The sequence below is a fragment of the Saccharothrix stipae genome, from assembly GCF_054781895.1.
Genome location: NZ_BAAGTN010000001.1, coordinates 331,657 through 353,255 on the forward strand (window position 1 = coordinate 331,657; position 21,599 = coordinate 353,255).

Consider the following 21,599-nt stretch of genomic DNA (forward strand, 5'->3'; position numbering starts at 1 on the left):
CGGTGGTGATCACCACCGCACCCATCACCATCGCCGTGGCCCAGCCGCGCTGCACCCCGTACGACGTGGCCGCCAACGTGGCGGCGCACGCGGAGGCGGTGCGCGCGGCCGGGGCGAGGGTGGTGCTGTTCCCGGAGCTGTCGTTGACCGGGTACCACTTCGACGCGCCCGTGGTGCCGTTCGAGCTGGTGGAGCCGCTGGTGGCGGCGTGCGCGGAGACGGGGGCGGTGGCGTTCGCGGGTGCGCCGGTGGCGGGAGCGCACATCGGTGTGCTGGAGGTGTCCGGCGCGGGTGTGCGGGTGGCGTACCGGAAGATGTGGCTCGGTGGTGGGGAGCCGACGCGCTTCCGACCGGGTGACGCGCCGGCCGTGGTCGAGGTGGACGGGGTGCGGCTGGGGTTGGCGGTGTGCAAGGACACCGGCGTGCCGCGGCACGCGGCGGACACGGTGGCGCTGGGCGTGGACGTGTACGTGGCGGGCGTGTTGGAGCACGCGTGGGACTCGGGCGTGCTGGACGCGCGGGCGCGGCGGATCGCGGCCGACCACGGTGTGTGGGTGGCTATGGCGAGCTTCGCGGGCTCGACGGGTGAGGGGTACGAGTCGGCGGCGGGTCGTTCGGCCGTGTGGGCCCCGTCCGGTGGCATGATCGTCGCCGCCGGCACCGGGGTGGGCGCCGTGGTGCGGGCGGTGATCCCGGCGGGCGCGACGGACGGAGCTTCATGACCGATGCCGATCTACCCGGTCTCTTCCACGAAGCCGACGACGCGTCGCGGCGCGGTCAGCGGTCGGCACTCCGGTTGACCCGGGTCCGGCTGCTCAGCGCCGTCGCGGCGGGTCTGTTCGCCGCGTTCGACACGAAGATCCACGACGACTTCTACCCGTGGTGGACGCTCGCGATGGTCGCGTTCGCGGTGGCGTTGGCGGCGGGGATCATGCTGTGGGTGCAGCAGCCCGAGCGCCACTGGTACGCCGGGCGCACGGTCGCCGAAGAGATCAAGACACTGGCGTGGCGGTACGCGGCGGCGGGTGCGCCGTTCTCGGCCGACGTGGCGAGGCCGGAGGCGTTGTTCCGGGACCGCGTGGTCGAGGTGGTCGAGCAGGGTGAGCAGCAGTGGCCGCTGCGCGGCAACGACACCTCCGTCACGCGGGCGATGACCGAGATGCGGGCGGCACCGTTTGAGCAGCGCCGGTCGGCTTACCTGGAGCACCGGGTCCTGCGGCAGCAGCACTGGTACGCGGAGCGGGCGAAGACCAACCGGACGCGGGCGGCGCAGTGGCGGACCGCGTTGGTCGTGGGCGAGGTGGCCGCCGTGGTGCTCGCCGGCGGGCGGGCGTTCGGTGAGTGGTCGCTGGACCTGTCCGGCATGTTCGCCGCGGTCGTGGCGGGTGCCGCGGCGTGGCTCGGGGTGCGGCGGCACTCGACGCAGGCGACCGGCTACTCGGCGGCGTCGCAGGCGTTGGTGCTGGTGCTGGTGAAGCTGGAGGAGGCCGACGAGGCGGCGTGGCCCGAGGCGGTCGCGGAGGCCGAGGAGTTGATCGACCGGGAGCACCGGATGTGGTTGGCGTCCCGCCCGGTGGACAGCTGACGGCGGTCAGCGGAACGGCCAGGCGATCCGGTCGGGTGTCAGCCCGCCATCGGCTCCACCCGGCTCTCCGCGAACAACTCCCCCACCCGTGCCAACGGCACGTCCTCCGTGGCCAGCAGCACCGCGATCCGCTCGAACGCGAGCAGGAACCCGCCGATCTCCTCCCGCGCCAGCACCGCCGTGTCCGCCATCAGCACCAGCTGCATCCGGTCGGCCGTGCCCCGGGTGTCCAGGTACAGCACCATGTCCTCGGCGTCGGAGGTGGCGGGCCAGGTCAGCTCCGACACCGAGGTGTCCATCTCCGAGCTGGTGGCCCGGGGTTTGGGGACGGTGGACCACATGTCGTTGAACTGGGTGCCGGGTTCGAGCGTCCCGCCCCACGCGCGGACCACCTCCCGCGCCGCGCGGGTGTCGTAGCGGGACCGGGCGCGGGCGTCGGCCATGGTGCGCCGCGCCTGGCCCAGCAGGTCGGCGAACGAGTCGGCGCGCAGGTCGACCACGGTGCGCACGGCCTGGTTGAGGGTCGTGACGCTGCCCATCAGCTCGGGCGTCACGCGGTTGCTCTGCATGACGTCCAGGCGGTGCAGCGGGCCCGGGCAGAAGCAGCGGACCAGCGCGGTCGTGATCGCCAGCAGCACCACGGACGTGGTGGTCCGGCAGCGGCGCGCGGCCAGCCGCACCGCCACCGGCAGGGCCTGCGAGTCCAGGTCCGCGCCCACGTACCGGGGTGACGCGGGCTCGGCGCGGGCCGGGGTGGCCGGTGGCATCCGCTCCAGCTCGGCCCGCAGCCGGCGCATCGCCTCGACGTTGAGCAGCTGGCCGTCCGGTGACCGTTCGGTCGACGCGAGGTCGACCGGTTGCACCGACGGGCGCGGTGGCGGCGGTGGCGGCGTGCCGTCGGCGCGGGCCTTGAGCAGTGCCGCCATCTCGGTCACCAGCACCTCGGTGCCGGTGTAGTCGGCGGCCATGTGCGACAGGGCGAACACGACCAGGACCGGGATGCCCTCGTGCAGCGCGACCGACAGCCGGATCGGCAGCTCCCGGGCGTGGTCGAACGGGGTCGCGGTGCCGCGCTGCCAGCACGTGGTCACGATGTCGCTGAACTGCACGGGGTCGTCGGCCGGTCGGTCGTGCACGTCGACCCGCAGCACCCCGGAGCCCAGCACCTCCTGCGTCACGTCACCGCTCGGGGTGACGTGGAAGTGCGTGCGCAGGGACTCGTGCCGGCGCAGCAGCTCGCCCACCACCTCCAGCACGTCGCCCAGTTCCAGCAGGAGCGGCACGGGCAGCCACCGGGTGAGGAAGAAGAACGGCTTGATCTCCGGCAGCCAGTGCTCCAGGCCGTCCCACGTGCCCTGTTGGCCCCAGGTCAGGTGGCCGGTGCGGGCCCGGCCACCGTGGAACTCGACCTCGGCGCTGCCTTCGGTGATCACGACACGACTCCCGCGGGTTGGGTGAACAGTACGCGGCGCAGGCACCACACCGAGTAGGCCAGCCCCGCCGTCCAGCCCGCGACGACCGCCCACATCACCGCCTCGATGCCGAACACGCCGTGGAACAGGTACGCGAACGGGATCTGCACCAGCACGAACGCGATCACCGTGCAGACCAGCGGCGCGGTGGTGCGGCGGGCGCCGTTGAGGTGGCCGTGCAGCACCACCATCACCGTGTAGAGCGCGAAGAACGGGTAGATGATCAGGATGTAGCGCTCGGTCAGCTCGCGGGTGGCCGGGTCGTCGGTGAACAGCGACGCGATCGGGCCGCGCGCGAGCAGCACCACGGCCGCCAGCGCCGCGGTGAGGCCCACCGTCAGCCCGAGGGTCTGCCACAGGCCGCGCCGGGTGCGCTCCTCCCGGCCCGCGCCGAGGTTCTGCGCGGTGAACGCGGTGACCGCGCCGGAGAAGTCCAGGAACAGGATCGCGGTGAACTGCTCGATCCGCGACACGATCGTGAACGCGGCCAGCACCACCGGCCCGAACGCCTGGATGATCCAGACCAGCACCATGATCCCCACCGCGAGGATGATGTGCTGGCTCGCCAGCGGGAACCCCAGCCGCACCGCGTCCACCAGTTCCCGCCGCACGGCCGGCCGCTCCCCCGCGCGTGGCACGGGGTGCGTGCGCGCGGCGTGCACCAGGCCGATCAGGAGCGCCGCCGTGGCGGCCGCGGCCGTGGCCAGCGCCGCGCCGGAGATGCCCAGGTCCAGCACGGCCACGAACAGCAGCACCAGCGCCACGTTGACGACGCTGCCGAACCCCTGCACCCACATCGCGGCCCGCGAGTCGCCCAGGCCGCGCAGGTACGCGCTCACCGCGGCCGAGCCGAAGATGCCGGGGAACCCGAGCGACAGCGCGCCGATGAACTCCGCGCAGTCGTCGGCCAGCGCGCCCCCGATGCCCATCAACGCCAGCGTCGGCCGGGCCAGCACGGTGACCAGCAGGATGCACCCGACCGACCACACGGCCGTCAGCAGCGCCAACGACAGCACGACACCGCGACGCTCGCCGTCCTGCCGCGCGCCGCGCAGGTGGGCCAGCCGGATGGTGAAGGCCGTGCCCAACCCGATGAACATCGCGTTCAGCAGGTAGAACAACGGCCCGCTCGCACCGACCGCGGCCAGCCCTTGGACTCCGACGTAGTGCCCGACCACGATGCCATCCACCAGCAGGTAGCCCTGTTGCAGCAGGTTCGCCGCGGTGAGGGGCAGCGCGAAGCCGACGATGCGCCGCAGCGCCGGCCCCGCGGTCATGTCCGAGACGTCCGCCATCAGGCGACTTCCGCGGCGAAGGCGGCCAGGTCCTCGACGTGGTAGGCGATCTCGGCGATGGTGCGGTCGGCCAGCAGGTCGGCCACGTCGTAGGACACCCCGTGGCAGACCGCGATCGTGCCCGCCACGCCGGCGGCCATGATGGAGTCGCCGCCCAGGTCGAAGAAGTCGGCCTCCACGTCGAGCGCGTCGTAGCCGAACGCCAGCGCCAGGCACCGGGCGACCGACCGCTCGACGTCGCTGTACCCGCCGTCCGCGCGGCCTTCCAGCTCGACCGACACCGCGGCGACACTCGCCTTGGTCTTGTCAGCGGCCTCGACCAGCCGCTGCTCCAGCGCCTGCATCTCGGCCTCCACCTTGGCCTCGATGTCGGCCGACAGCGTCACGTCGTAGGAACGCAGCAGGTGGATCAGCTCGCCCCGGTAGTGGAGCTCGCCCGCGAACAGCCGCGACCGCGTCGACCTCAGGCCCGCGTCGAGCACGTCCAGGCCGACCGCGGTGGGCAGGGCCTTGAACATGGTGTCGCCGTTGGTGCCGAAGTCGACGGCCATGCCGATCTCCTTCCACGCGACCCAGTCCAGCGCGATCACGTGGCACGGCCCGCCTGCCTGGGCGCGGGCGAGGTTGTCCAGGTAGTAGTTCGCCGCCGCGTAGTCGGCCTGGCCGGGCGCGGGGAACACCGAGGCCACGGACGAGAAGTGGGCGATGAAGTCCGGCCGGTCGTCCCGGGTGAGCCGGTCGAGCACGAACGCCGCGTGCAGCTTGGCCCGCACCACGGCGTCGAAGTCGGCGGACCGGCGGAACATGATCGTGCTGCCGCCGGGCAGGCCGGCCGCGTGCACGATGCCGTCGATGCGCCCGTGGTCGCGGCGGATCGCGGTGACGGCCTCGGCCAGCGCCGCGGGGTCTCCCGCGTCGGCCGCCACGACGGTCACCGTCGCGCCCGCCGCCTCCAGCGCGCGCACGGCGGCGACCCGCTTGGCCGCGACCGAACCGGTGGGCACCGCGATCGGGTCGTCCCACCGCTCGCGCGGCGGCACGCCGGACCGGCTCAGCAGCACCAGCGCGAGGTCCGGCCGGGTGGCGGCGAACCGCTCCGCCACGGCCAGGCCGAGCGCGCCGGTGCCGCCGGTGATCAGGTAGGTGCCGCCGGGCTTGAGGTAGTCCTCCGCGCCGGCGGGCTCGACCTCCGGCACCTCCACGAACACCTCGCGCAGGCGTCGGTCGGCGCGCAGCAGGAACAGGCCGTGCTCGTCGGCGAACACCTCGGCCCGCAGCGCCGCGGGCGGCACGGCCGCGTCCACGTCCACGTGCTTGACCTTGATGTACGGGTACTCGCGGCCGACCACCTTGCCGAACCCGACCAGCGCGGCGTTCTCCGCCACGACGGCGTCGCCTTCCTCCGCGCACACCGCGGTGCGCGTGAGCACGGTGAGGTCGACCTTCACCCCAGCCGCCATCAGCGCCTTGGTCAGCAGGAACAGGCTGTGCAGGTTCTTGCCCGCGCGCCGGTCGAGCTCGGCCACGTCGGCCGCCGGCGCGTCCTCGAACGCCAGCGCGTGCACCAGGTGCGTGACGCCGTCGCCGACCAGCCGGGCGATCTCCTCGTACGCGGCGGTGTCGTCGGCGGCGAACGGGGCGCCCGCTCCGATCGGCTCGCCCAGGCGCAGGAACGTGACGTCGCCCAGACCGGCCAGGACGGCCTCGGCGTCGGTGTCCGGGTCGACCAGGGCCAGCACCCTGGCGTTGGGCGCGGCCACCGGCCGTGCCGCGGGAGCCTCGTGGAACTCGACGTCGTGCGTGACGGGGTGCCGCTCGTCGGTGGTGTCGAGGTTCAGCTTCTCGCGCCAGGTGTCGGGGAAGCTCACCCACGCGGGCGACTCGTCGAACGCGTACCCGGGCAGCCGGACGACGTGCGGCGCGCGGTCGCCGAGCAGGGACCTCCAGTCCACCTCGCCGCCGCGGGTGAACACCCGTCCCTGGTCGCCCAGCGGCCCCTCGGGCAGCGGGGTGGGCCGGTCGGCGAGCAGCTCGGCGAGCTGGTGGCGCAGGTCGGCGGCGTCGGTGACGACGAGCGCGACCCGGTGCCGGTGCCCGCCGCGCGAGACCCGGCTGGTGTGGCAGACGTCGGCGATGTCGACGCCGTCGAGCCCGCCGCCGTCGATGAACCGGATGTGCCGCTCCACGATCCGCGTCAACGACTTGATGGTGGCCGCGCTGAGCGTGAACAGGTGCGCGCCGGACGACGCCGGGCGCTCGTCGGGCGCGGCGGTGAACTCCTCCAGCACGACGTGCGCGTTGGTGCCGCCCAGCCCGAACGCGCTGACGCCGCAGCGGCGCGGGCCGTCGGACTCCCAAGGCTCCAGGCTGGTCGGCACGTACAGCGGGCCGGAGGCGAAGTCGAGCTTCGGGTTGGGCGTCGAGAAGTTCGCCTGCGGCGGGATCATCCGGTGGCGCAGCACGGCGATCGCCTTGATCAGGCCGATCACGCCGGAGCCCTCGAACAGGTGGCCCACGTTGGCCTTCACCGTGCCCACGGCGCAGAAGCCGCGGTCGGCGGTGTGCTTGGCGAACGCCCGCTTCATGCCCTCGTGCTCGATCGGGTCGCCGACGCGGGTCGCGGTGCCGTGCGCCTCGAAGTAGCCGATGGTGCGCGGGTCGACGTCGGCGTTGCGCCAGGCCGACAGCAGCAGGTCGGCCTGCGAGTCGGAGTCGGGGTTGGTGATGCCCTCGGTGTTGCCGTCGTGGTTGACCGCGCTGCCCTTGATCACCGCGTACACCTGGTCGCCGTCGGCCAGCGCCCGGTCCAGCCGCTTGAGCACCACCGCGCCGGAGCCCTCGCCGAACCCGGTGCCGTCGGCGGCCTCGTCGAACGTGCGGGTGACGCCGTCGGACGACTCGATGCCGATGTTGGAGTGCCGGTGCTTGACCGGCGCGAACACGATCCGCGCGCCACCGACCACGGCCATGTCGCAGTCGTCGAGCAGCAGGGCGTTCTTCGCCAGGTGCACCGCGACGAGGGTGGCCGAGCAGGCGGTGTCCACCACCATGCTGGGTCCGCGCAGGTCCAGGAAGTGCGACAGCCGGTTGGCCAGCATCGCCGGGATGTTGCCGGTGATGGCCTGCTGGCCGACCGACGGGTCGACCCGGCTGATGTAGTCCAGGTACGTGGAGCCGGGGTTGACCGCGAACCCGACGTAGACACCCGTGCGACTGCCGCGCAACCGGTCCAGCGAGTAGCCCGCGTCCTCGAACGCCAGGTACATCGCGCGCAGCACCATCCGGTGGTGCGGGTCGGTCAGCGTGGCCTGCCGCGGGTTCATGCCGAACGCGGCGTGGTCGAAGTGGTCGACGGTGTCGAGGAAGTAGCCGTTGTGGTAGTCGATGTCGGGGTCGGGCACCGGGTCGATGCTCGTGGCCCGCAGGTAGCGGATGTACTCCGAGAGCTTCTCCCGCCGGTCGGCGGGGAACGGCCTGCTGGTGCTCGCGCCGGTGCTGACGACCTGCCAGAAGGCGTCCAGGTCGCGTGCGCCGGGCACGTCCACCGAGAGGCCCACTACTGCGATGTCGGTGTTCATGGTGGTACCCCTCAGTGGATCTTGTTGACGAGTGAGGTCAAGGTCCGGCCGTTGACCTCGTCGAACTCGGTGACGCCCGCCGCGCGCAGGGTCCGGACCGCGCGCACCCACTCCACCGGCGCGGACAGCTGGCGGGCGAGCAGGTCGGGGCCGGTGAACGGCTCGCCGGTGACGCTGGAGACCACGGGGGTCGTCGCGGGCGCGAACGTGAAACCGGCCAGCACCTCGCGGAACGCCGTCTCGGCGGGCTCCATGAGCGGGGTGTGGAACGGTCCGCTGACGTTGATCGGCACGACCCGCGCGCCGGGCAGCGCGCCGATCGCCTTGGCCGCCACCGCGACCTCCGCGCGGTCGCCCGCGATGGTGGTCTGGGTGTCGGCGTTGAGGTTGGCCAGGAAGACGTTCGGCAGGCCGGTCTCTGCCAACGCGCGCCGCACGAACGCCGTGGGCACGCCCTGCACCGCGGACATGCCGCCGCCGCTGATCGCCGACATCAGCTCGGCCCGCCGCTTGACCAGCCGCAGCGCGTCGGCGAGGTCGAGCACGCCGCCCGCGACCAGCGCGTTGTACTCGCCCAGGCTGTGCCCGGCGAAGTAGGCGTACCGGCCGGGGTGCTCGGCCTCGAGCTCCAGCGCCGACAGCGCGTTGACGAAGAACACGGCCGGTTGGGCGTACCGGGTGTCGCGCAGCCGCCGGTCGGGGTCGCGGACGCACAGCTCTTCGATCGAGTACCCGAGGACGTCGTCGGCCAGCGCGGTGGCGTCGGGGTGCCGGGCGAACAGCTCGGCGCCCATGCCCTTGCGCTGGACGCCCTGACCGGGGAAGAGCAGACAGAACACGGCGGATCTCCTATCCGGCTGGGCGGTGTGGGTGGAACGTCTCGACGCGCACGGCCCGATCGCCGGCGCGCAGGCACTCGCGGGTGAACCGGCGGGCGCCCGCGCCGGGCCCGCAGTCGAGGACCCGGTCCACCGACGCGTCCGTGACGGCGTGCCGCACGGCCGGTTCCCAGTCGATCGGCCGCACGAACACCTGGCGCAGGTACTCGTCGACCAGGTCGTCGGCGTGCCGCAGGTCGCGCGCACCGTCGCCCGCGTAGACGGGCAGCTCCAGCCGGTCGGGCGCGGGCGCGGGGCCGACGAAGGCCAGGTCATCGCGGACCAGGGCGGGCACGTCCGCCAGGGCGGGGCTGTGGAACGGGATCGTGTTGGGCAGGAACGCCCAGGAGACGCCGGGGCGGTCGAACGCGTCCGCGTGCGCGGTCCGCAGGGCGAGCAGGTCGGCGGTCGGCCCGCTGACGACGTGCGCGGTGGGCGCGTTGGCCAAGCCGAGCGACACCGCGGCGAAGTCGGCCAGCAGGGCGTGCAGCTCCTCGCGCCGCATCCCGGTCACCGACGCCATCGGGCCGGGCGCGCCACCCCGGCCGCGGCGGCCCCCGACGGCCGGGTCCCGGAACGCCGAATCACGGAACGCCGGGTCACCGAGCGCCGGGTCACCGAACGCCGGGTCACCGAACGCCGGGTCACCGAACGTCGCGTCCCGGGCGGCTCCCCGGTCCGGCGCGATCCCGTGCGCCCGGACCAGGCTGACCACGACGAGCTTCACCGACGTGACGGTCAACGCCAGGAACTCGTCCAACCGGCGCGCCCGCACCCCCGCCACCACCGCGGCTTGCAGGCCGATGCTGTGGCCCAGCGCCGCCACCACGTCGGCGGCCGCGTCCTGCCGCTGGAGCAGGCAGAGCTGGTGCGCGTGCACGCACACCCCGGCCGCGACGGAGTCCAGCGCCGGCGGTTCGACACCGCCGAGCCACTTTTCCAACGGCAGCCCGGCGGGCAGCGCGTCGGGGCCCAGGTAATCGACCGCGTCGTCCAGTGCGCGGTAGACGGCGTGGAAGAACGCGGCGTTCTCCGGCCGGGACCGGAGGTCGCGCAGGCTGGTTATCAGGTGATCGTTGGTCCCACCCAGACCGTCAAACAGCAAAAGAGAGCGCATAGCACCTCGACCTGTTTCGGGCAGCACTGGTCCGACCGGGCGCCGTGCCGGGTCACGGCACCGACCACCTGGTCCGATGTGTTAACGCGGGGTCGCGAAGAAATTAATTCGAAGCGACGTCGGCGACGACCTGATAGGCCACCCCTATGGGGCCGTGATCGGCATTCGCCTTTTTGATGACGGGCCGGCAGCCCGCCTTCGGTGTTCTCCTCGGTCGGTCGTCGTGTTTTCGCGAACGCGGCGTCACGCTAATCGCGAGGACGGTTCACGACAATTGACCGATCGCACCACGGAAGTGGTGGCCGGGCGACGTGGAAAGCGCACTCCGACCAGCGCCGCGGTCCCGGACCTGGGCAATCCGGCGACCCCGGACCCCCGCGTGCCGGGCGACCGCCGCACGAGGCGGGGTACGGGAGCACGTAGCGCGCGCGGCCGGACGGCCCACACCGCGGTGCACCCGGTCGGACGCGACCCTCGGCCGTCCACAGTGGAGTAAATGCGCGATCTTCTACGTCACCCGACCGATGTTTCCGCATCAATGCGGCCTCATCGTGGGTGCATCGCACCGACGCCCGCACAACGACGTGTGCGGCCTCACCGGAAGGTGCACCCCGATGATCACTTCAGCACCCGCCGCTCACGCGGACGAGGCAGGGGCCCGGGCCGAGACCATGGCCCGGTTCCTGCGCGACGTACCCGTCCCCTTCACCCGCGTGCTGTCCCTGTGGGTGGGCTACCGCCTGCGCCGCGACCCACGGCAACCCGACACCCGCCACCACCTCACCCCTCGTCAAGCGCACCTGCTCGGCTTACCCCCGCACGCGGAGGTGACCCGGCGCGAGGGCTACCTGGTCCCCCACCTCGGCGACAGCGGCCCGCGCCTGGCCGCGATCACCGCGCTGGTGCACCAGCGCGGTCTCGAACTGGACGAGCCCGGCCGCGAGGAGCTCGGCCGCGGCTACACGCCGCTCGGCATGCTGGTCACCGGCGCCCGCCGGGCCACCCACTTCGCCACCACCACCCCGGCGCCCGACGACCCCGACTTCGCCGACCCGCTGCCCGACGACCCGGACGACGTGCCCGCGCTGTGGTGCCAGGCCACCCTGCTCAGCGCCGGCAGACCCGTGGCGCTGGTCCGCGAGACCGTCTACCGGGTCGCGTTCACCGGCCGCCGACCACCCGACCTGACGCCCTACCTGACCCCGGCGCCGCCCCGACTGGTGTCCTGATGCGCTCCCGGACCTGCGCGCTCGCCGCGACGACCGTGGCGGCGGGGTCCAGCGGGTACGTGGTCGCGGCGGTGCTCACCGAGGTCGCCGCCGACCACGGGGTCACCACCGCCGCGGCGGGTCAGACGATCACCGCGTTCGCCCTGGCCTACGCGGTCGGCTCGCCGGTGCTGGCGATGCTCACCGCGCGGTTCGAGCGGCGGGCCCTGCTGGTGGCCGCGCTCCTCGTCGCCGCGCTGGGCAACGTCGGTGCGGCGTTCGCACCGACGTTGGACCTGCTGCTGGTGGCGCGCGTGATCACGGCGTGCGGTGCGGCGGTGGCCACCCCGGCGGCCACGGCGGTCGCCGCGCAGCTCAACCCGGACCACAAGGCGAAGGCGATGGCGGTGGTGACCGCCGGGCTGACGGCCGCGACCCTGCTCGGCGTGCCGGCCGGGCGGTTCGTCGCCGACCGGCACGGCTACCGGGCGGCGTTCGTGCTGGTCGCGGTGCTGTGCGTGGTGGCGGCACTGGTGGTGCGGTCCGCCGTGCCGAGGGTGCGCCCCGGCCCGGTGATCGGGTTCCGGCAACGGCTCGCGCCGTTGGCCGACCCGCCCGTGCAGCGGCTGCTCGCCGTGTCGCTGCTGGCGTGCCTGGCCACGTTCAGCGTCTACGGCTACCTCGGCCCGATCACCGGCCACCCGCCCGACGGCGGTCACCTGCTCGCCTACGGCGTGGGCGGGGTGGTGGGCAACGCGGTCGGCGGGCTGGCCGCGGACCGCCACGGGCCGCGAACACCGCTGCTGGTGGCGCTGGGCGGCTGCGCCGCGGTGCTGGTGATGCTGCCCGCCACGGTGGCGGGCCCCAGCGGGTTCGTGGTGATGGCCGCGTGGGGCGCGTTGTTCTGGGCGTTCAACCCGCCCCTGTTCGCGGCGCTGGTCGCGGTGGACCCGGATCGGGCGAACCTCCTGCTCGCCCTGAACGCCTCCGCCATCTACACGGGCATCGCGGCCGCCGGTGTGCTCGGCGGCGCGGTCGACGCCCCGGCCGTCCCCCTCGTGGGCGCCGCCGTCGCCGTCGCGGCCACCGCGATCGCCGCCACGAACCGGGAGAGGAGGCTGGTGACGCGCTGATCGACGCGATCCGGGTTAGGTTGCCCGCATGGCCGGAAAGGTGCCTTCGGTGGAGCTGGAGGTCGGGGACCGCACCGTGCGGATCTCCAACCCGGATCGCGTCTACTTCCCCGCACGCGGGGAGACCAAGCTCGACCTCGCCCGGTACTACCTCTCGGTGGGTGACGGGATCGTGCGCGCGCTGCGGGATCGGCCGTGCATGATGCACCGCTTCCCCTCCGGGGTGACCGGCGAGAAGGTGCACCAGAAGCGGCTGCCGAGCGGGGCGCCGCCGTGGGTGCGGACCGTGCGGGTGCACTTCCCCCGGTACAACCGGCACGCCGACGAGCTGTGCGTGACCGACGTGGCGGACGTGGTGTGGGCGGTGCAGATGTCGACGGTGGAGTTCCACCCGTGGAACTCGCGCAGCGCCGACACCGAGAAGCCGGACGAGTGGCGCATCGACCTCGACCCGATGCCCGACTGCCCGTTCGACCGGGTGCGGCGGGTCGCGCACGTGGCGCACGAGGTGCTGGACGAGTTGGGCGCGGTGGGCTGGCCGAAGACGTCGGGTGGTTCCGGGCTCCACGTCTACGTGCGGATCAAGCCGGAGTGGGGTTTCGCGGACGTGCGGCGGGCGGCGCTGGCGTTCGCCCGCGAGGTGGAGCGGCGCGCGCCCGACGACGTGACCACGGCGTGGTGGCGACGCGACCGCGACCCGCGCAGCCTGTTCGTGGACTACAACCAGAACGCGCGTGACCACACGATCGCCGCGGCGTACTCGGTGCGGGGCGTGCCGGAGGCGACGGTGTCCACGCCCGTGCGGTGGGACGAGATCGACTCGCTGGACCCGCGCGACCTCACCATCGCCACGGTGCCGGCCCGGTTCGCGGAACTGGGCGACCTGCACGCCGGGATCGACGACGCGGTGTTCTCGCTGGAGCCGCTGTTGGCGTGGGCCGACCGCGACGGGGTGGACGTGCCGGAGTGAGCGTCAGCGCAGCACGCGGGGTCGGCGGCGGCCCAGCGCGATGCCGTTCTCGACGTGGCGCAACGCCTCCCGCTCGGCCCAGCCCTCGATGCCGTTGTGCCCCGAGGCGGCGGCCAGCAGCACCGCCATCGCGGTGGTCTCGTCCAGCCAGCCGGCGCCGACCAGTTCGCCGAGCCGGCAGGCGGCGGTGAACACGATGTGCGCGCGTGCGCCCGGCCGGGCTTCGCGGACGCGTTCCGCCTCGCCCTCCACCACGGCCGCGCGGTAGGCGTCGACCCGGCGGGGCGAGGGTCGTTGGGTGGGGATGGGCAGGTGTTCGGGCGGCGGCGGGGTCAGCACGGCGACCAGCCACTCCGGCGCGGGCGCGACCGGCGCGTCCCGCACCACCCGGTAGCGGCCGTGGACCAGGAGGGAGCCGGCGGCGACCACGTACCCGCCGACGCCCCGCGTGTCGACGTGCGGCGCGATCTTGCCGACGCTGTTGCCCAGCGGCACGTCCGGCGCCCGGAAGTAGCGGTGCTCTCCCCCGCTGGTTATCACAGGATTGATCAGGACACTGACTGGTCCTTGCAGGTGGGGACGTTCCTGTGATCGATGGAACGAGTCGGGCGAGCAGGGCGAAACTGAACTACTCACGGAGAGGATGCAGCTAGTGTCGACCGGCAATGCCGTCCTGCGGCTGCGTGCCGACGTGCGCGGCCCTATGGCCGTTCCTCTTATGAGCTGGGACGTGGCCTACTTCGCCGCTAGCGTGGACTGTTGTGATGACAGAGCACCAAGCCCTACTGACTGCGATCGCGAGGTTCGTTGCCGAGGCCTGCGAGCGGCTGCCAGAACTCGCAAGCTTGGCTGATCGCGAGGCGGCGGATGCGATGGCAAGTTGGTCGTGCGCCAACGAGGTCCGCGGTGCAGCCGCCGATGCCGCACGGGCTAACAGGTATCTCGACGAGCAGTCGAGCCGCGGTCGGCGGGGTGCAGCATCCGGTGACGTGGTGGAACGTAGGCCAGCTGGCCGAAAGTTTGATGCGCAGGCACTTCACCGTCTCGGCATCGCCGGGCTGCTTCGCGCTGGGCACCAGTTTGACGCTGACACTCTCGCTAGCGAGGTCGCCGCCTATCTGGCCGGGCCTGCGGAACAGATGTGGCGGCACATCGTCCTGGACATCGACTGGACCGTTCCTGCTCCGATCGAGACAGTCGGGTGGCGGCTGTGGCAACCAGGCAGCGATGATTGGGAGGCACTGCGCCCCGTACCGGTTGCGGCAGACTACGCGGCGAATTCAGTGTGGGATCCATTGCTCACATTCGGTTGGCACGTAGTCTTGTCAATTCCAGACCCCGAAGAGGAGCCCACAAGTGGACACGGAATCTGGTGGCCCTTTCGAAATAAGCCGACTTTCTCCTTGGAGTGGGAGCCGCTACTGCTGCTCAACCTATGGAACGACACACCGGTCAAAGCCGTGGCAGAGTATCTTGTGGAACCAGGTCGCGCCGCCGATCGGGTATACGCTTCGCTGCCGAGCACCTATAGCGTCAACCCGGACGGCACCGATGAAATTGAGATACCACTCCTCGGACCACTCCACGTCGAAGACTCACAAGGTTTTCGTTTCATCCGATTTATAAATGAGCTGCATGCTCGAATGAGGCAGTGGGACACACCTTCGACAAATGCAGAAAAGAAGCGTTTCACCAAAGCACGTGATCGTGTGCGCCGTAGCGCTGTTAAGTTCTTGCAAACCAGTGGCGATGTTTCCCAAGACGGCGATGTCTTCTTTCAGGATGATCGACCGCAGGTTGTATTCGGTTACGTGTCCGCTTTGGAGAACCTCCTCTCAGCCGGCGACGAGGACAAGATCGACCTACGTCGTCGCGCGGCGCAACGGGCAGCCGTACTCGTGGGCAGGAATGACGAACACCGACAGGTGATCTACGATCAAGTTTATCGCGCCTATGGCGTCCGAAATAGCATTGCCCATGGTGACGAACCAAAGGCCGAGATGGTGGACGATGCCGTAAAACACCTGCGCCAAATTCTCCGTCGAGCACTTATCGCCGCCATCGTACTTGGACCGCAACAGGAACTTTCCGCATTGTGCGACGAAGCGCTCCTGTCGCACATAATCCTCCGCGAGAGGGTCCGAATGCCGCTCAGAGAATTCAGCGCTACCGTCCAGGCTGACTGAAGCCGAGTCGTATCAGTCGGATATGACGGGCGCACTCCATCCACGGCGGGCGAGTTCGCGGCGGAGGTCGAGGTTTTCGCCGTGGGCTTGTTCGAGGGCGGCGCGCAGGGCTTGGGTTTCCTCCCGATGTTGTTTCTTAAGGTTGGTGATCTGGCTGGTCAAGGCAAGGACGAGGGTGCTTTCGGCGTCTGGTGGCGGCTGCGGCGGGGCGTGGTGTGGACGGGCTTGGGCACGGAGTTGCTCGATGCGTGGGCGTAGCTCGGGGTGGTTGTAGAGGAACGCGTGGGAGACTCCGGCTTCCCGTTGGACAGCTTGGAAGCTGATCGGCTCGCCGCGTTTGACCAGGGCACGGATGGCCTGCTCCGCGGCGAGGGTCTTGGTTTCCGATTTGGTCTTGGCCGCTGCGGCCAAGGTGGCGACGCGACGTGCTCGGGTGTCGGTCACGACTGGCTCTTTCGGTGGCGGGCGAAGTCGAGAGTGATCGGAACCGGACCACCGGATGGTGCAGCTGCGCCGCAACCGCCTCCCTGTAGAGCTCGTCCGGGGTTGTCGCGCATCTTGGCCAGCAGCTGCGTCAGGGCGGCCTGTTCCGCTTGACGCTGGGCGAGCCAGACGTTGTCATCGGGCATCGGGCGGCCGTGCCGTGCTTCGAACGCGTCCGTGGAGCGCTTGATCAGCCCGGCAGTGTCGGCGAGTTGACGCTCCAGCGAGTTCTGGTGGGTCTCGTCGGTGACGAACACCGAGCAGGTCAGGCAGGCGTTGCCCTTGTCGCAGCTTTGCAGAGGCGGCAGCAGACACCAGCCGTTGGGCAGGAACCGGTCCGCGCGGTCGAACAGGTGCAGACTGTCGTGGTCTTCGCGGGAGAACTGGACACGAGTGCCATCCGCTTTGAACTTCGCGGTGGCCACGAAGACCTGTTCGGCATGTTCCTCACGTTTGGCGATGTAGTGCATCGACATGGTCGGCGTGGCGTGGCCGGCGTAGCGTTGCAGGACCTTGACGGGCAGTCCGAGTTCGGCGAGGCGGGTGAGTCTGGTGTGCCGGAACCGGTGGGTGTGGCTCAGTTCGACCGGTTGTCCTTTGCCGTCCTTGATCTGCACGATCTCACTGAACATCCGCAGGGCGCGGCCGTAGGTGCCCGCGCTGTAGGACTTGGTCCCGCCGAGGTTGCTTCTCCGTTGGGTGAACAGGCGGCGGTTTTCGACGCCGGGATGCCGGTCGCGGAGCCACTGCCGTTGTTCTTCGACGACCGCGACGACTTCCTGGTCGACGAGGATGGTGTCCGGTGCGATGTCGATCTTGCTTTGGGCGTAGCGGAAGCGGGTGACTTTGTTCCCGTCGGTGTCGGCGGGTGGATCCGGAACCGCCGACAGGCAATGGAACTCGCAGAGGCGGATTTCGCTCGAACGGCGGCCGGTGAGGATCTGCAATAGGATCATGCGCATCGCCTGCGGGTCGCCAAACCCTTCGGCCTCTACCTGGGTTCCGTCGCTGCGGGTGATGGTCATGTGCTCGCCGCAGGGCAGGCCGATCAGGGGCAACGCGGCGGAGATCTGCGCGAGGGCGTGGTCGTCGACGTAGTGTTCATCATTGAGGTCGTTCGCCCGGGGCGTGCGGACGGACGCCTGGTGCAGCCAGCCTGCCACGTGTGTTTCGGTGACCTGCAGTAGCGGCGAGGGGCCGAGGACGGCTCGGGCGTCGGCGGGGTTGGCTGCGACGAACGCGAACAGTTCGGCGACGGCCTGCAGGTCGCCGTTGATCTGGCGTGGCCTCACCTTGCCCGTCGGGGGAAGGTCCTGTGGTCGCTCCGCGCGGTTGGTCGGGTCGGCGACCCATCGGCGGAACGACGCGGCGTGTCGCCCGGCTTCGGCCGGGGCGGTGACGACCTCGGTGGCGTCGACGAAGGCGACGCTGAGCCAACGGTCGAAACGCACCAGCAGCCGGGCCTGGCTGATGGTCGCCCAACGTAGGGTGCCAGCCTCCAGGCAGGTACCGAGATGCCATTTCACCGCGGCGCGCAGCCACGGGTGGACGATCCGTCCGGGCCTGATCCGGGCGCTGTGCGGTTCCCTATCGGAGATGGGGATCCGCGGGTCGCAGCGGGGGTGCCATTCGTCCAATTCCCACCAGTGACCCTGGTTGCAGCGTGCGACCAGGGCCAGCCGGGCGATCCGGAACACGGAGTGCAGGCGGCTCCGGGCGGACTCGGGTGGAAGCCGTTTCCATCGGGTGGCGTAGAACCAGCCGAGCAGTGCCTCGGCGGTCTCCCAGCTCATCTCGCGGATCGAGCCGGGGAACGGGTGGTGTTCGCGCATCGCGTGCCGCAGGGCCATCGCGAACTGGTTGATCGGCTGGACCGATGCCGGTGTGCCGTCGACGACTTCCTGCCAGTGCGCCATCCAAGCCAGTTCAGCCGCGATGGTGTCGGGCAGACCCTCGAGGTTGATTACGTGCAGGTGAGCGCCGGGCGGGGAGTGCCAGCCTGGGATGTCGGGGCCGATGACCGGCCCGCGCCAAGCGGGTGGGAGGTCCCGTCGCAGTGTTTCGACCGGGTCGATCCGACCGGCTGGGCGTAGGCGGCGGATGTCGTCATTCACCGTCGGTCACCCGCCAGCCGCCAGTGAAGGACTTCCAGTTCGCGGCGGCGCGCAACGCCTCGTCCTCCAGGACCCAGCCGTAGAGGTTCAGCGTGGTCTGCACGTGCGCGTGACCCAGCCGCCGCGACACCACCCAGTCCGGTGTGCCGGCCAGGAGCAGCGCGGTGGCGTGGCTGTGCCGGAACCAGTGCGGTGTCCAGCCCGGTGCCCCAATCCGCTTGCGGCGCAATGAATTCTGCTTGTCCCGGACCGTGCCCTCACGCAGCGGCGCGAGCAGGGGCGGTCGGTCCAGGTTGACCAGCAGTGGCGAGTCCGCCGTCACCGCGATGCCCCACCCGGAAGCGCGGCAGGCCAACTCGGTCAGGTAGTCGGCGAACAGCCGCTCCAGGTCCGCGCCGACGTAGACCCGTCGCGGACGCATCATCTTCACCCGCGCCTCGTTGGTGTTGTCCTCACGCGGCACGATCTCGACGTAGGGTGTGCCGCCCCGGCCCATGACGAAGTCGTTGATCCTCATGCCCAGCGCTTCGCCGAGTCGGCAGCCCGTCTCTGCCAAGAGCGCGAACAGCAGCCGGTCGCGGAGGTTGCCCACCCACGTCCCGCCCGTCCGGTCGAACCGTGCGCAGCCGTCCACGATGGCCTGCATCTGCTGCGGCAGCAGCACCGGTGGGCGGTCACGGCCGCGGTGCCGCCGCACCCGCACCAGGGACGAGGACCGAGGCGCGGAACGGGCGTCGAGGTGCGCCAACAGGCCCTGCGCGGGCCTGCGACGCGGAATCCCCCGCAGCAACCTGGAAGCCACCGGAACCTCGGAGACCGCCTCCTGCCACCGATAGAACGAGATCAGCGCAGCCAACCGCGCCTCCAGCGTCTCCGGCGATGGCTGAGCTTCCGGAGGCACCAACGTGTGCTCGACCGTGCGACCGTTGCGCAGCCACGACAGGAACCCCGTCACCGCAGGAACCCCGACCTCACGCCACTGCCCGGCCTCGCCTCGTTGCTCCAGGAACGTCCACCACTGGGACAACGCCGTCGAATACGCGCGCACCGTGTTCGGCGACCACTCGCCGCGATGCGACTCCAGCCACTCCTCGACCGGCGCCACCGTCCGATAGCAGGCGTCGATCACCGTCCACGTCCGCCGACCCGATGAGGGCCGTACCGCCAAAGCATGAGCCACGTCGCCGTCCCACCTCGTTGATGAAGATCCACTGTAGGAACGCATCAACGACCGGACCTCGACAGAAACGCCACAACCGCCCTGATCCACCCGACCGTGTGACCACCGGCGGCGGCACAATCCTTCAGCCGACTTGGTCGGAAGACCGACCACCTCCGACCTCGTCATCGGGAACGCCGGTGATCCACCGAGGCCGCCGCTTGCCGTAGGCGATGCCATCCCTGATGGTGCGCTCCACTTCGCGGGCCGTGTAGCCGTCCGTCCCGACATGCCGGGCCGAGGCGTCCAGCAGCACGTGCCAAGCCTCGCCTTCATCCAATTCGTCAGCACCGACCAGCCGCCCGAGTGTCCAGGCGGCCTTGAACAAGGTGTCGTGCCGGGCGCCGGTGCGAGCTGCCGCCACCTCGTGCGCCTCGCCCTCCACAATCGCCCGGACGTAGGCGGTCGCACGGCGTCGCGACAGCCGCATCGGCGGCGCCGGCTCGACCAAAGGCCGGGGCGCGAGCGCCTCCGCGAGCCAGGCGGGCAGCTCGACGACCGGAACCCGGCGGATCACCCGATAGACGCCCTCGACTCGCCTCGAACCAGCACCGACGACGTAGCCACCGTGGGCTCGGGTATCGACGCGCCATCCCAGTCTGGCTGCTGTGTTGCGCAGCTCGATCCCTTGGGACGCAAGGAAGTAGAGGTGGCGACCGCGAGGGGTGGCCACGGTGTAGGTGTCGACCGGTACCTGTTCGCCAGCCTCGGCCGCGAGCATCGCGAGCACATCCAGCCCATGCCTGGCCCCGGCGAATCGCTCAGGTGGCGCGTCCCCTCGCGCGCCATCCAGGTCGACCACCACCAAGCCGGACCTGCCGACCGCGATGCCGACATTTCTCCTCGGATGCCCCGCCCACCACCGGAGGATCTGGCCACGCTCGGTCGTCGCCCGCGACTCCCACTCACGAACCACCGGCGTCTTGCCTCCCGGCACCACCGGAAACACGTACCACCCACGCCCGGCAGCAGCCAACGCCGCCTCGACAAGCCGCTCGCGCCTCATCACGGCCCCACCCGATCCGACCCGGACGCTGCAGCTCGTTGAATCACACCCTCGGATAGCACTGATTCAACGAGCTGGAACACAGGCCGACATCCCTCGTCACAGACAGGGATGAGACCGCTTGAACACCCGTTGATAACGCTGGGTGTGGCCACCGTGTAGGTGTCGCGCGGGTCTTCCTCGCCGTGCTGCCAGGCGCGGCGGGCGAACGCCTCGCGGCCGTGCGGCACGTCCAGGTCGACCACCAGCAACTCGGCGGCACCGCACGAGATGCCGACGTTGTAGGCGCGGCGCGACCACCAGTGCCTGATCCGGTCGCGGTCGAGGGTCGCCTCGTCGTCCCAGCCGCGCAGCGCGGGCACCTTCCCGTGCGGGCGCAACGGCACCACGGGCCAGCCTCGCGCGGCGGCGGCCAACGCCGCCCGGTACCTGGTCATGGTCGTTCCCCCTAGTGTCGGGCAACGGGGGAAGCGCCGCCGATCTCCAGTGTGCCGGGGTCGGGACCGCCGGTACAGGGCCACCAGGACGCCGTGCACGGCTTCGCCGGCTCCCGCGTCCTCGGCCTGGTCCACCCGTGTCGGGCACGAACCGGGAGCTGGTCGGCGGGGGCGGTGACTCACCGGTGCTCGCGGAGGTGCGTGCCGCCCAGGGCGATTGAGGTCAGGGACCGCCCGGTCGGCCGGTGAGGTTGCCGTGCGCCGATCCGAAAACGCGTTCATCCCTTCGGGTAGTGATAATAGGGGTCCGCTGCCGATAACATCGGCTCAGGGGGCCGCGGATGAAATGCATCGAGGTTCGTCATGGGAGACGGTGACCTCATCGAAAGATTTGCGCGCCGCCTGCGGTTGTTCGATTCCAACGCCGATGGCATCGTGCGGCGGCGGGACGTCGTGGCCGCGGCCGAACGGCTGGTCCGGGCGTTCCGGGTCGACCAGCAGTCGATCGGGGCCGAACGGATCCGCACCGCTTACGAGATGCTGTCGTTGGCACTGCTCGCGGACTTCGGCGACCTGGCCCGTGACGAGGTCGCGGTGCCCGGGTTCACCACCGCGCTGGCCGCCGACCCCGCCCGGATGGCCGGCCTGGGCCGTCGGATCGCCCGCACCGACGCGCTGGCCGTGCGCGAATGCCTCGCCGCCATCGGCGACGCGGTGAAGGCCGAACACGTCGCCGAGGTGATCTTGGTGCTCGGCGCGCACCCGGGTCATCGGCAGGTGATCCAACAAGCGCTCGAAAATGACGGCGCGTTGATCCGGCTGACCGCCGCGATCAACCCGTTCGCCGATTATTTCACCGGATCCGGTTATCCCGACCTCTACGGGCGCCCCTGAGGCAGCGGGCCCGGCGGAATGGCC

18 protein-coding genes are annotated in these 21,599 nt (G+C 71.0%); 7 read left to right on the forward strand and 11 right to left on the reverse strand.

Annotation, left to right across the window (positions count from 1 at the left end):
• Positions 1-5 precede the first annotated feature (5 nt).
• Together ACYVLT_RS01475 and ACYVLT_RS01480 are read left to right on the forward strand one after the other, a co-directional pair.
• Complete coding sequence (locus ACYVLT_RS01475; RefSeq protein WP_461118223.1) at positions 6-722, forward strand: carbon-nitrogen hydrolase family protein; 717 nt, start codon at positions 6-8, stop codon at positions 720-722.
• A complete protein-coding gene (locus ACYVLT_RS01480) occupies positions 719-1,585 on the forward strand; it encodes a DUF4231 domain-containing protein (RefSeq protein ID WP_461118224.1) in 867 nt (288 codons plus the stop codon). Before ACYVLT_RS01475 ends, ACYVLT_RS01480 begins: the two co-directional genes overlap by 4 nt.
• Before the next feature lie 38 nt (positions 1,586-1,623).
• Here ACYVLT_RS01480 and ACYVLT_RS01485 read toward each other — a convergent pair whose 3' ends face one another.
• From ACYVLT_RS01485 to ACYVLT_RS01505, 5 genes are read right to left on the reverse strand one after another with little or no spacing between them, the layout of a single operon-like run.
• A complete protein-coding gene (locus tag ACYVLT_RS01485) occupies positions 1,624-3,018 on the reverse strand; it encodes a hypothetical protein (RefSeq protein WP_461118225.1) in 1,395 nt (464 codons plus the stop codon).
• Positions 3,015-4,352, reverse strand: a complete 1,338-nt coding sequence (locus tag ACYVLT_RS01490; protein ID WP_461118226.1) for an MATE family efflux transporter — start codon at positions 4,350-4,352, stop codon at positions 3,015-3,017. Before ACYVLT_RS01490 ends, ACYVLT_RS01485 begins: the two co-directional genes overlap by 4 nt.
• Positions 4,352-7,930: an SDR family NAD(P)-dependent oxidoreductase gene (locus tag ACYVLT_RS01495; RefSeq protein ID WP_461118227.1), complete on the reverse strand. Its 3,579-nt coding sequence runs from the start codon at positions 7,928-7,930 to the stop codon at positions 4,352-4,354. Before ACYVLT_RS01495 ends, ACYVLT_RS01490 begins: the two co-directional genes overlap by 1 nt.
• An 11-nt stretch (positions 7,931-7,941) precedes the next feature.
• Complete coding sequence (locus tag ACYVLT_RS01500) at positions 7,942-8,769, reverse strand: ACP S-malonyltransferase (RefSeq protein WP_461118228.1); 828 nt, start codon at positions 8,767-8,769, stop codon at positions 7,942-7,944.
• Positions 8,770-8,779: 10 nt separating this feature from the next.
• On the reverse strand, positions 8,780-9,925 hold the full coding sequence (locus ACYVLT_RS01505) for an ACP S-malonyltransferase (RefSeq protein WP_461118229.1): 1,146 nt from the start codon (positions 9,923-9,925) through the stop codon (positions 8,780-8,782).
• 614 nt (positions 9,926-10,539) lie between these two features.
• Here ACYVLT_RS01505 and ACYVLT_RS01510 point away from each other — a divergent pair.
• The 3 genes from ACYVLT_RS01510 to ligD are packed head-to-tail and all read left to right on the forward strand — an operon-like array spanning position 10,540 to position 13,236.
• On the forward strand, positions 10,540-11,154 hold the full coding sequence (locus tag ACYVLT_RS01510; protein ID WP_461118230.1) for a hypothetical protein: 615 nt from the start codon (positions 10,540-10,542) through the stop codon (positions 11,152-11,154).
• The gene (locus ACYVLT_RS01515; RefSeq protein WP_461118231.1) at positions 11,154-12,266 is read left to right on the forward strand and encodes an MFS transporter; all 1,113 of its coding nucleotides are present in this window, start codon (positions 11,154-11,156) and stop codon (positions 12,264-12,266) included. The genes ACYVLT_RS01510 and ACYVLT_RS01515 overlap by 1 nt, the downstream gene beginning before the upstream one ends.
• A 28-nt stretch (positions 12,267-12,294) precedes the next feature.
• Complete coding sequence (ligD, locus tag ACYVLT_RS01520; protein ID WP_461118232.1) at positions 12,295-13,236, forward strand: non-homologous end-joining DNA ligase; 942 nt, start codon at positions 12,295-12,297, stop codon at positions 13,234-13,236.
• A 3-nt stretch (positions 13,237-13,239) separates the two neighbouring features.
• Here ligD and ACYVLT_RS01525 read toward each other — a convergent pair whose 3' ends face one another.
• The gene (locus ACYVLT_RS01525) at positions 13,240-13,872 is read right to left on the reverse strand and encodes a bifunctional DNA primase/polymerase (protein ID WP_461118233.1); all 633 of its coding nucleotides are present in this window, start codon (positions 13,870-13,872) and stop codon (positions 13,240-13,242) included.
• 128 nt (positions 13,873-14,000) lie between these two features.
• Here ACYVLT_RS01525 and ACYVLT_RS01530 point away from each other — a divergent pair, with 128 nt between their 5' ends.
• Positions 14,001-15,422, forward strand: a complete 1,422-nt coding sequence (locus ACYVLT_RS01530) for a hypothetical protein (RefSeq protein WP_461118234.1) — start codon at positions 14,001-14,003, stop codon at positions 15,420-15,422.
• Between the two features lie 12 nt (positions 15,423-15,434).
• On the opposite strand, the gene ACYVLT_RS01535 is transcribed toward ACYVLT_RS01530, so the two are convergent.
• From ACYVLT_RS01535 to ACYVLT_RS01555, 5 genes are all read right to left on the reverse strand, one after another.
• Positions 15,435-15,866: a DUF6262 family protein gene (locus ACYVLT_RS01535; protein ID WP_461118235.1), complete on the reverse strand. Its 432-nt coding sequence runs from the start codon at positions 15,864-15,866 to the stop codon at positions 15,435-15,437.
• The gene (locus ACYVLT_RS01540; protein ID WP_461118236.1) at positions 15,863-18,019 is read right to left on the reverse strand and encodes a tyrosine-type recombinase/integrase; all 2,157 of its coding nucleotides are present in this window, start codon (positions 18,017-18,019) and stop codon (positions 15,863-15,865) included. Before ACYVLT_RS01540 ends, ACYVLT_RS01535 begins: the two co-directional genes overlap by 4 nt.
• Positions 18,012-19,148, reverse strand: a complete 1,137-nt coding sequence (locus ACYVLT_RS01545; protein WP_461118237.1) for a tyrosine-type recombinase/integrase — start codon at positions 19,146-19,148, stop codon at positions 18,012-18,014. The genes ACYVLT_RS01540 and ACYVLT_RS01545 overlap by 8 nt, the downstream gene beginning before the upstream one ends.
• A 175-nt stretch (positions 19,149-19,323) precedes the next feature.
• Positions 19,324-20,244: a bifunctional DNA primase/polymerase gene (locus ACYVLT_RS01550; RefSeq protein WP_461118557.1), complete on the reverse strand. Its 921-nt coding sequence runs from the start codon at positions 20,242-20,244 to the stop codon at positions 19,324-19,326.
• Positions 20,244-20,681 carry a bifunctional DNA primase/polymerase gene (locus ACYVLT_RS01555; protein WP_461118238.1) on the reverse strand — a complete coding sequence of 146 codons (438 nt, stop codon included), beginning with the start codon at positions 20,679-20,681 and terminating at the stop codon, positions 20,244-20,246. Before ACYVLT_RS01555 ends, ACYVLT_RS01550 begins: the two co-directional genes overlap by 1 nt.
• A gap of 363 nt (positions 20,682-21,044) precedes the next feature.
• On the opposite strand from ACYVLT_RS01555, the gene ACYVLT_RS01560 reads away from it, so the two are divergent.
• A complete protein-coding gene (locus ACYVLT_RS01560) occupies positions 21,045-21,575 on the forward strand; it encodes a hypothetical protein (protein ID WP_461118239.1) in 531 nt (176 codons plus the stop codon).
• The last annotated feature ends 24 nt before the right edge of the window (positions 21,576-21,599 follow it).